The sequence below is a fragment of the Sphingopyxis sp. 2PD genome, assembly GCF_005503695.1.
Classification (GTDB): Bacteria; Pseudomonadota; Alphaproteobacteria; order Sphingomonadales; family Sphingomonadaceae; genus Sphingopyxis.
On the sequence record NZ_SCMU01000010.1, the window covers coordinates 96,643 to 106,065 of the forward strand.

9 protein-coding genes are annotated in these 9,423 nt (G+C 64.7%); 7 read left to right on the forward strand and 2 right to left on the reverse strand.

The annotated features are described in order from the left end of the window. Nucleotides 1-8 precede the first annotated feature (8 nt). A complete protein-coding gene (locus FFS18_RS09840; RefSeq protein WP_120216324.1) occupies nucleotides 9-788 on the forward strand; it encodes a SapC family protein in 780 nt (259 codons plus the stop codon). A gap of 14 nt (nucleotides 789-802) precedes the next feature. After that, entirely contained in the window at nucleotides 803-1,357 is a 555-nt protein-coding gene (locus tag FFS18_RS09845) for a cytochrome b (protein WP_137870658.1), read from the forward strand. Nucleotides 1,358-1,377: 20 nt separating this feature from the next. On the opposite strand, the gene FFS18_RS09850 is transcribed toward FFS18_RS09845, so the two are convergent. Then, nucleotides 1,378-1,587, reverse strand: a complete 210-nt coding sequence (locus FFS18_RS09850; protein WP_120218181.1) for a DUF1674 domain-containing protein — start codon at nucleotides 1,585-1,587, stop codon at nucleotides 1,378-1,380. A gap of 55 nt (nucleotides 1,588-1,642) precedes the next feature. Between FFS18_RS09850 and FFS18_RS09855 the strand changes: the two genes are divergently transcribed. Next, on the forward strand, nucleotides 1,643-2,944 hold the full coding sequence (locus FFS18_RS09855; RefSeq protein WP_137870659.1) for an RsmB/NOP family class I SAM-dependent RNA methyltransferase: 1,302 nt from the start codon (nucleotides 1,643-1,645) through the stop codon (nucleotides 2,942-2,944). 203 nt (nucleotides 2,945-3,147) lie between these two features. On the opposite strand, the gene FFS18_RS09860 is transcribed toward FFS18_RS09855, so the two are convergent. Continuing rightward, nucleotides 3,148-4,869, reverse strand: a complete 1,722-nt coding sequence (locus FFS18_RS09860; RefSeq protein WP_137870660.1) for a DUF885 domain-containing protein — start codon at nucleotides 4,867-4,869, stop codon at nucleotides 3,148-3,150. Nucleotides 4,870-4,998: 129 nt separating this feature from the next. Between FFS18_RS09860 and FFS18_RS09865 the strand changes: the two genes are divergently transcribed. The 4 genes from FFS18_RS09865 (at nucleotide 4,999) to FFS18_RS09880 (ending at nucleotide 9,186) form a co-directional block, all read left to right on the forward strand. Further along, nucleotides 4,999-6,312 carry an MFS transporter gene (locus FFS18_RS09865; RefSeq protein WP_137870661.1) on the forward strand — a complete coding sequence of 438 codons (1,314 nt, stop codon included), beginning with the start codon at nucleotides 4,999-5,001 and terminating at the stop codon, nucleotides 6,310-6,312. 124 nt (nucleotides 6,313-6,436) lie between these two features. Further along, nucleotides 6,437-7,105 carry an RBBP9/YdeN family alpha/beta hydrolase gene (locus FFS18_RS09870; protein WP_137870662.1) on the forward strand — a complete coding sequence of 223 codons (669 nt, stop codon included), beginning with the start codon at nucleotides 6,437-6,439 and terminating at the stop codon, nucleotides 7,103-7,105. Continuing rightward, a complete protein-coding gene (gene cysK, locus FFS18_RS09875) occupies nucleotides 7,102-8,022 on the forward strand; it encodes a cysteine synthase A (RefSeq protein WP_137870663.1) in 921 nt (306 codons plus the stop codon). Before FFS18_RS09870 ends, cysK begins: the two co-directional genes overlap by 4 nt. Before the next feature lie 9 nt (nucleotides 8,023-8,031). After that, nucleotides 8,032-9,186 carry a cell wall hydrolase gene (locus FFS18_RS09880; protein ID WP_137870664.1) on the forward strand — a complete coding sequence of 385 codons (1,155 nt, stop codon included), beginning with the start codon at nucleotides 8,032-8,034 and terminating at the stop codon, nucleotides 9,184-9,186. The last annotated feature ends 237 nt before the right edge of the window (nucleotides 9,187-9,423 follow it).

Below are 9,423 nucleotides of genomic sequence, written 5' to 3' on the forward strand. Positions count from 1 at the left end.
GTTTTGTCATGGCCACTGCGCCCGCCCCTTCCAACCTGCCGCTGTTCTACAAGGATCTGATGCCGCTTTCGAGCGTCGAGCATGCCGATTTCCACGCGCGTCCGATGGACAATGCCGATTTCCTGATCAACCAGCACGCGGTTCCGCTGACGTCGGACGAGTTTGTTTCGGCGTGCCGCTTTTTTCCCATCGTCTTTTCGGCGGGCGACAATCCCGTGCCGCTGGCGCTGATGGGCCTGAACGAAGGCGTGAACACCTTCGTCGACGACAATGGCAAGCTGATCAACCCGGTCTATGTTCCTGCCTATGTGCGCCGCTATCCGTTCATGCTGGCCCGGCTGCAGCAAGGTTCGGAAGAATTGTCGCTGTGCTTTGATCCGACCTCGAACGCGATCGGCAAGTTCGACGAAGGCGATGCGCTGTTCGAAAACGGCCAGCCCACCCAGCCGGTCGAGGCGATCCTTGAATTCTGCAAGAATTTCGAAGAGGCCGGCCAGCGCACCGGTCTGTTCATGGAAGAATTGAAAAAGGCCGACCTGCTGATGGAAGGCGAAGTCAGCATCCAGCAGGAAGGCGTCGACAAGCCCTATATCTATCGCGGTTTCCAGATGGTCGACGAGAACAAGCTGCGCGAACTGCGCGGCGACGTGCTGCGCAAGATGATGCAGAACGGCATCCTCGGCCTGATCTTTGCGCATCTTTTCTCGCTGCAACTGATGCGCGAAGTCTTTGCCGAGCAGGTCAAAGCTGGCAAGGTGCCGGACATGCAGGAAATGCCCGCGATCTGAGGAGCGTAAAAGCTATGGCTACCCTGGCAGAAACCACCGGCACCGCCGGTTCGCGTTACACCAGGGTGGCCATCTGGCTTCACTGGCTGATCGGACTGGCGGTGATCGCCAATATCGGCCTTGCCATGCTGACCGAAGACATGCCGCGCGAAACGCATCGTGCGGCGATGGATGTGCACAAGGCGCTGGGCATTGCCGTTCTGGGGCTGACCATCCTCCGCATCCTGTGGCGGCTCGGCCACAAACCGCCGCCGCTACCGATGACGACGCCAGCCTGGCAACGACTGTTCGCCGGGGCGGTGCATTTCCTGTTCTACGCGCTGCTGATCCTGCTCCCGCTGTCGGGTTGGGTTTGGATGTCCGCCGCGGGTCGCCCGATCGACTTTTTCGGGGTGGCGACCATTCCGACGATCGTCGCGCCTAACGAGGGGCTGGCCGACGTCATGCACGACCGGCACGAGGTGTTGGGCCTCGCCATGCTGGGACTCGCCGTCGTGCACATCCTCGCGGCGCTGAAGCACCAGTTTGTCGATCGCAACGGGCTGATGGGGCGGATGAACCCTTTTTGACGCGTCCGGCTGCGGTCACGTCAGAAATCGACGGCGATGCCTTTCAGCTCCCAGTCGCCATAGCGCACCGGATTGCGGCCGCCGGGCTGATCCTCGGCCTTTTCCTCGCAGATCGGTTCGGGGCGTGGTACCGGGCTGGCCGTCCATTCGGCGGGCGCTTTCACATGCGCAGGACGCTGCACCGCGCGCGGCGTTCCGCCGATCGTGTCTGTTTCGCTGCGGTCAGTCATAACGCGCATCATATAGGATTTTTCATGCATCACGCCAGTCTCGCCGAATATCGTCATGGTTGATCGCTCGCGGCGCCCCAGGCAGCGCCGGGGACATGAGCCCGATCCCCCGGGTACCGCGCCGCGCCGCGCTGCGCTGCGGCTGGTCGACGCCATCCTGCGCCGCGGCGATTCACTCGACGTCGCGATGCATGCCGCGGCGCAGGGTCTGACCGGCGCCGACCGCGCCTTTGCCGTGGCGATCGCATCCGAAACCTTGCGGTGGATGGTCGATATCGATGCGCTGATCGACAGCGCGACCGCGCAGATATTGCCCGAAGACGTCAAATCGCGCGCCGTGTTGCGGATCGCCCTGGCGCAGTTGCTCGTGCTCAAAAGCCCTGCGCATGCGGTGGTGGCGACCGCGCTGCCGCTCGTCGCGGGCGGCCCGCGCCGACTGGTTCACGCGATCCTGTCGCGCGCGCAGCAGGACGATTGGCACCTCCCCGACCGCGCCACCCTGCCGCTGCCCACCGCCGAACGATGGGCCGAGCAATGGAGCCTGCCAATTGTCGAGGCGGCGGAGGCCGGGTGGAGTTCGCCGCCGCCGATCGACCTGAGCTTCGCCGCAGAACCGGGCGCCGACGAATGGCCCGATGCCGTGTCGCTCGCACCGCGCCATCGCCGCCTGCCGCGCGGCCAGGCGGTCGAGGCGATGCCGGGCTACCGCGAAGGCGGCTGGTGGATTCAGGATCTGGCCGCAACCCTGCCCGCGCGGCTGCTCGGTCCGGGCGAGGCACGCACCGTGCTCGACCTGTGCGCGGCTCCCGGTGGCAAGACGATGCAGCTGGCGGCCGCTGGCTGGCATGTCGTCGCGGTCGATGCCAGCGCCAAACGCCTAGAACGACTCGGTGCCAATATGGCGCGCACGGGGCTGGCGGCCGACATAGTGCAGGCCGACATCCGATCATGGGCGCCTGCCGAACCCGCCGACGCGGTGCTGCTCGACGCGCCCTGTTCGGCGACCGGCATCTTCCGCCGACACCCCGACGTGCTGCACCGGGTGGAGCAGCGCCAGATTGACGAGATGGCGGTGCTGCAAGGCGAATTGCTTGCGCGCGCCGCGGGCTGGCTGAAGCCCGGCGGTACGCTGGTCTACGCCACCTGTTCGCTTGAACGCGCCGAGGGCGAGGAGCAGATCGAAGCCTTTCTCGCGCATCACCCGACATGGCGGATCGATCCCGTGCAGGCGGATGAACTGCCTAATGCGGTGACACCCGACGCAAGCGGGTTCGTCCGCACCCTGCCCGGTGTGCTGGGCGATGCTGGCGGGCTCGACGGTTTCTTTGTCGCCCGGCTGCGGGCACCGGCGGGATGAGGCCTGCGCGGATTCGCCACTGCCCCCTTGATGGGGGAAGGTTGGATGGGGGTGAGGGTGCGTCTATGTACCGTCGCTTCAGGCCGAGGCCCCACCCCCACGGCTGCGACTAGCCAGCAAGCTGGCAAGTCTCGCTCCCTCCCCCATCAAGAGGGAGGGAGCAGGTTTCAAGGGCCGGTCGCCTCAGATATCGGCACGCAGCCTCAAAACACCGCCTTCGGCGCATCCTCTTTCATCATCGCCGCGCGCACCATCGGAATCGGCGGGCCACCGTAGGAGAGGAATTCGTCGTGGAAGGCCTTCCACTTGGTCCGGTCGCCTTTCGTCCAGTCCTCGCGAAGCTTGCGGATCATCAGCTTGCCCATCGTGTAGTTGAGGTACAACGGGTCATAAGTGCCGCGCGCCGCCTGCTGTCGTGCATTGCCCTCATCCTGATAGCATTGCTCCTTGAACAGCTTTTCGGAGTCCGCGACGGTCATTCCCTTGGTGTGCAGGCCGATCGCCGACAGGTAACGGCAGTTGCGTAACAGCGCGTTCGACAGCTGGCCAATATGCGTTTCGGGATCGCCCTCGCCCAGCCCCGCTTCCCACATCATCTCCTCGGCATAATGCGCCCAGCCCTCGGCAAAGGCATAGCCGACGAACAGCTTGCCAAAGATACTCTCGGCACGGTTCGAATGGAGGAAGTTGAGGAAGTGGCCCGGCCACACTTCGTGGACCGATGTGAACATCAGATCCTTTCGTCCAGGGACGAAAGCATCCTGCGTTGCCTTGTCCCACGCCGGGTCGGGCGGCGAGATGTAATAGACCGACGGCAGCCCTTTTTCATACGGCCCCGGAATATCGATATAGGCGCTGTTCTGCCGGTTGTACGGTGGTGATTCCTCGACCTGTGCCTGTTCGGTACCCGGGATCGTCACCAGGTCTTTCTCGATCAGGAACGCCCGCAGCGTCGGTAACTGGCGCCGCGCCTCGGCGACCGGACCGTCGGCGGCTTTGTCGGCGCCCATTTTCTTCATGCAGTCGCCGATCGTCATTCCCGCGGCATAAGTTGCGCAGGCGGCTTTCAGTGCGTCCTGATTGCGCTTGAGATCGGCCTGTCCGATGCGCTCCAGCTGGTCCAGCGGGATATCGACGCCTTCGTTGGTCAGGATCATCTTCGCAAATTTGTCGGCGCCCAGCGCATAGCCGTCGGGCGTACCCGGCTGCGATCCGACATATTTGGCAAGATCGCTCATCGCCGCACCGGCTTTGGCGGCGGCCTCGTCAAACTGCGTCTGCAGCGCCGCGTCCTTCACCTCGGCAAAAGCGGCCTTGGCGTCGCCGGTGTAATAATCGGCGAAGCCGCCGAACCCGGCGGTTCCATATTTGACGAAGGTTGCGGGCAGCGGCAGCTTCAAATTCGCCTTGATCTGCGCGGCGGCTGCCGGAACTTTCTCGGCATAGGCGATGAACGCCTTCATCCGCGTCGTCGCATCGGCATAGGGCCGTGCGATATAGACATTGGGGTCGAGCGCGCCGGTGTAGAAGGCCGGGTTCTTCTGCGCAAAATCGGTGTCGCGCAAGAAGAACAGCTGGCCTTGCGCGACATGGACCAGATAGTCGCGCTCGAATTTTTCGGCGTCGGTCATCGCGCCGTCGAACGCCTTGGCGTCGGCAATCGCCTTTTCCAGATAGGCCGCCTGCTTCTCCAGCCCTTCGGGCGACCAGTTCGGCAGTTGCCCGTCAAACTCATGCTTGCCCTGATAGACCGCGAAATTCGGATTGAGCGGGAAATAACCGGCCAGGAACTGGTCGCGAAATTCGGTCCAGCTTGCTGTGCTGGGCGCGGTCGCGGACTTGTTGTCCGATGCGTTGCACGCGGTCAGCACCAACAGTGCACCAGCCATGGCCGCGCCGCCAAAACGGGTAAATTTGCGTGTCATTCGGCTATCTCCCTGTATTCCCAGCAGCCTGTTACTGGCATTCCTGCTGGCCGTTGACATCCGATAATCGACGAACGGCACCAGCAACCCCTCTGGACAGCGACAAAAAGCCGTTTAGGGCAAAGCGCAATGGCGACGATCCCTCCCCCCGAAGGTGTAGAACCGGTCCTGCCGGACGCGACACCCAAAACGCCGTCCCCACTCAGCTTTCCCGACTATCGCTATTATTGGCTGGCGCGCTTCACTGCGGTGATGGCAACGATGGCGATGGTCGTGGTCATCGGGTACCAGCTCTATGACACCGCGCGCACCGATTACGGCATGTCGATCCGCGAGGCTTCGTTCCAGCTCGGCTTGCTCGGGCTGGTCCAGTTCATACCGCTGGCAATCCTGACCCCGGTAGCGGGCTGGGTCGCAGACCGGTTCGAGCGGCGCAAGGTTGCGATCTTTGCCAATATGATCGACCTCGCCATCGCGGTCCTGCTCGGCTGGTACACCTGGACGGACGGTCTGACCCTGCCGCTGCTCTTTGCCCTCGCCGCGCTGCACGGCGTCGCGCGCGTCTTTGTCGGTCCCGCGATGAGCGCAATCGCTCCAAACATCGTCCCGCCCGCCGTCCTGCCCCGCGCGATCGCGATGAGCAGCATCGCATGGCAGTCGGCATCGGTCGTGGGCCCTGCCGCGGGCGGGCTGATCTATGCCGCGCATCCCGCATCGGTCTATGTCTTTTCCGCCATTCTGCTCGCCATCTCGGCCTTTACGATCAGCCGCGTGCGCCCGGTGCTGCCGCCTCCCAGCGAGGTCCGCCGCCACCCCTTGCGCGAGATGGCCGACGGGTTGCAATTCACTTGGCGCGAGCGCTTTCTCCTCGGCACGATCACCCTCGACCTGTTCGCAGTCATCCTGTCGGGTGCGACGGCGCTGCTGCCCGTGTTCGCGCGCGACATCTTGCAGACGGGTTCGGAAGGGCTCGGTTTCCTGCGCGCGGCCCCCGCGGTCGGCGCCGCAATCGTCGCGCTCGGGCTCGCCGTCCGCCCGATCGAACGAAACGTCGGGGTCAAGATGCTGTGGGCGGTCGCCGCCTTCGGTGCGGGGACCGTCGCCTTCGGCTTTTCGAGCAACTTTTTCCTCTCGCTCGGCCTGCTCGTGCTGATGGGCGCGGCTGACATGTTCTCGGTCTTTGTCCGCGGGACGCTGATCCAGCTCAACACCCCCGATCATATGCGCGGCCGTGTCAGCGCGGTGTCGGGGCTGGCGATTTCGGCGTCGAACGAGCTTGGCGAAATGCGCGCGGGATCGATGGCGGCGGCCTTCGGCCCGATCCCTGCGATCGTCGTCGGCGGCGTCGCAGCGATCGGCGTCACGGCGCTGTGGGCGTGGATATTTCCCGAACTGCGGCGCGCCCGAACTTTTGAACCGCAATTCAAGCAGCAGACGCATTAGCGCAATCGGTTCAACGCATTTGCCCGTCGGTCCATCTATCGGCTATTGTCAATTAGTTTGATTGAGTTAAATTTCCTCCACCCGTCACCGCGGTTTCCCCTCCCCCTCAAATGGAGCGACCGCCATGCATCACCTGACTATCCAGCACAAAATCTTGACGATCCCCGGACTTAACAACAGCGGCCCGACCCACTGGCAAAGCTTGTGGGAACGCCGCTTCGCGCGATGCGAACGCGTCGAGCTTGGACAATGGGATGCCCCCGACAAGGACCTATGGGTCGACCGGATCGCCGACGCGATCGGCGTTGAACCCGATCCGATCCTGATCGTCGCGCACAGCCTCGGCTGTCACGCTTTTGCCCACTGGTTCGCGGGGGCGAGCAGCGTCGCGCGCGACCGCATTGTCGGCGCACTGCTCGTCGCCCCGCCCGACCTGACGCAGCTGCGCCGCAATCATCGCATAGCGGGCTTTGCCGATTCGCCCGCGCTGTCGTCACGGACGCCGATGATCGTCGTTGCCAGCGATGACGATCCCTATGCAAAAACCGCGCATGTCTGGCGCTTGTCGCGGCACTGGGACGCGCGGTTCGTGAACGCGGGTCCCTTTGGCCATATCAACGCCGAATCGGGTATCGGGGACTGGCCTTATGGACAGTATCTGCTCGCCTCGTTACAACCCGCGCCGACGCCGGTGCTGGCGGACGAGGCCCGCTGGCTCCGCGCCGGTGACTGGCCAAACCGCGTCCGCCGCGACCCGCGTTTCGAATTCAACGAAAGAGCGCACCGATCATGAAAGCCAATTCGATCCTCGATACCATCGGCAACACGCCGCACATCCGTCTGGCCAAGCTGTTTCCGGGCGCCGAAGTCTGGGTGAAATCGGAACGCAGCAACCCCGGCGGATCGATCAAGGATCGCATCGGCCTCGCGATGATCGAGGCAGCCGAAAAGGATGGCAGCCTGACAGCCGGCGGCACCATCGTCGAGCCGACGTCGGGGAACACCGGCATCGGTCTCGCGATGGCCGCCGCGGTCAAGGGCTACAAGCTCGTCCTCGTGATGCCCGAAAGCATGTCGGTCGAGCGCCGCCGGTTGATGCTCGCCTATGGCGCGACCTTTGACCTGACCCCGCGCGAAAAGGGCATGAAGGGCGCGATCGAGCGCGCGATCGAGCTCGTCGAGACGACCCCCGGCGCGTGGATGCCGCAGCAGTTCGAAAATGAAGCCAATATCGACGTCCATGTCCGCACGACCGGCCCTGAAATCCTCGCCGATTTCAGGGACAGCCCGATCGACGTTCTGATCACCGGCGTCGGCACCGGCGGCCACATCACCGGCACCGCGCAGTTCCTCAAACAACATTGGCCGAACCTCAAGGTGTTCGCGGTCGAGCCCGAAGCCTCGCCGGTCATCTCGGGCGGCCAGCCTGCGCCGCACCCGATCCAGGGTATCGGCGCGGGCTTCATCCCGCGCAACCTCCACACCGACCTGCTCGACGGGGTAATCAAGGTCGACGCTGGCGCGGCGAAGGATTTCGCCCGCCGCGCCGCGACCAAGGAAGGCATGCTCGTCGGCATCTCGTCGGGCGCCACCCTCGCCGCAATCGCGCAGAAGCTCGGCGATCTGCCGTCGGGCACGCGCGTGCTTGGCTTCAACTATGATACCGGCGAGCGCTACCTTTCGGTCCCCGATTTCCTGCCGGAGATCTGAGGACGGTTCATGCGCCCCGTTGGCGATCAAGCAGCGTTGCCAATATGGCGCGACTGGTCCGGTTGGCTGTTCGTGCTGCTGGCCGCGGCCGCGATCGCGCTCGTCCTTTATGCCAGCGGCCGAAACCCCGAGCGGGCCTTGACCGCGCGCCCGCACCCGGTCGCGCCGCCCGCCGACGTCGTCCCCGACGTGCTGCCGATGGAATTCGCCCCGGTCGCGGAGGACGACGCCCGCGCTGCCAACGCGCGCATCGCCCTCATTACAAAGGGCTTCATTGCCCCGCGTCCCTTCATCTACGCCGGAAATGGCGATGCCAAGGCGCGCGCACGCGACTGCCTCGCCGCCGCGATGCTGTATGAGGCGGGTGACGACGCGAGGGGCCAGCAGGCCGTCGGTCAGGTCGTCATCAATCGCGCCCGCCATCCCGCCTTCCCCAAATCGATCTGCGGGGTGGTATTCCAGGGATCGGAGCGCGTCACCGGCTGCCAGTTTACCTTCACCTGCGACGGGGCGCTCGCCCGCCGCTATTCGGACGCCGCCTGGCAGCGCGCGCGGAACAACGCCGACCTGATGCTGTCGGGCGGCACCTATCCGCCCGTCGGCCTTGCAACGCATTATCACACCGACTGGGTGCGCCCTTATTGGAGCGACAGTCTTGAGAAGATCGCGATCGTCGATACGCACCTTTTCTTCCGCTGGCCGGGTTACTGGGGCACGCCGGGGGCGTTTCGCGGTGCCGTGTCGGGCAGCGACGGACCGGTCGCAAAACTCGCCGCCATCTCACCGCTCCACGCTATCGCGCTCGGGTTGCCCGCCGAACTCGCGACGGGCGTCGACGCCAACGCCGCGGTCGGCGAAGCGCGCGTCGTGGCGGGTGCGGGCGATAGCGCGGGCCGCGACACCATCTACACCCAGCTCGACCGCCGCGCCGCGCCCGAGAGCTTCGTCACCACCGCGCTCAGGCTGTGCGGCGACAAGCCTTATTGCAAGTTCATGGGCTGGACCAACCCGGTCCTGAAACCCGACAGCGACGCGATGAGCGACACGCAGCGCGCGGCAATGAGCTTTTCCTACCTCCGCGACGACAAGGCGGGGTTCGAAAAGGCGCTGTGGAATTGCAGCGAATATAAGCGCGACGATGCAAGGCAGTGCATGAAGCGGTAGGATGCGGGTGGCGGCATTGGGGTTGGGGCGGACGTACCTAGACCGTCGCCCCCGCGAAGGCGGGGGCCGCTGCCGGTTTACACTGCGTCGCAGGAATTGACGGCTGGCGGCCCCCGCCTTCGCGGGGGCGACGACAGTATTCGGACGAAACCGGCCCCGCGCCTATCCGTGCGGCTTGATCAGATATTTCTCGCCCGTGCGCTTCGCATTATAGGCCTGCGCCGTATCGACATCGAG

What these genes read in the sequence shown, in the direction of transcription:
- FFS18_RS09840 (WP_120216324.1), top strand. Translation starts at nt 9, where the DNA reads ATGGCCACTGCGCCCGCCCCTTCCAACCTGCCGCTGTTCTACAAGGAT.
- FFS18_RS09845 (WP_137870658.1), top strand. Translation starts at nt 803, where the DNA reads ATGGCTACCCTGGCAGAAACCACCGGCACCGCCGGTTCGCGTTACACC.
- FFS18_RS09850 (WP_120218181.1), bottom strand. Translation starts at nt 1,587, where the DNA reads ATGACTGACCGCAGCGAAACAGACACGATCGGCGGAACGCCGCGCGCG.
- FFS18_RS09855 (WP_137870659.1), top strand. Translation starts at nt 1,643, where the DNA reads ATGGTTGATCGCTCGCGGCGCCCCAGGCAGCGCCGGGGACATGAGCCC.
- FFS18_RS09860 (WP_137870660.1), bottom strand. Translation starts at nt 4,869, where the DNA reads ATGACACGCAAATTTACCCGTTTTGGCGGCGCGGCCATGGCTGGTGCA.
- FFS18_RS09865 (WP_137870661.1), top strand. Translation starts at nt 4,999, where the DNA reads ATGGCGACGATCCCTCCCCCCGAAGGTGTAGAACCGGTCCTGCCGGAC.
- FFS18_RS09870 (WP_137870662.1), top strand. Translation starts at nt 6,437, where the DNA reads ATGCATCACCTGACTATCCAGCACAAAATCTTGACGATCCCCGGACTT.
- cysK (WP_137870663.1), top strand. Translation starts at nt 7,102, where the DNA reads ATGAAAGCCAATTCGATCCTCGATACCATCGGCAACACGCCGCACATC.
- FFS18_RS09880 (WP_137870664.1), top strand. Translation starts at nt 8,032, where the DNA reads ATGCGCCCCGTTGGCGATCAAGCAGCGTTGCCAATATGGCGCGACTGG.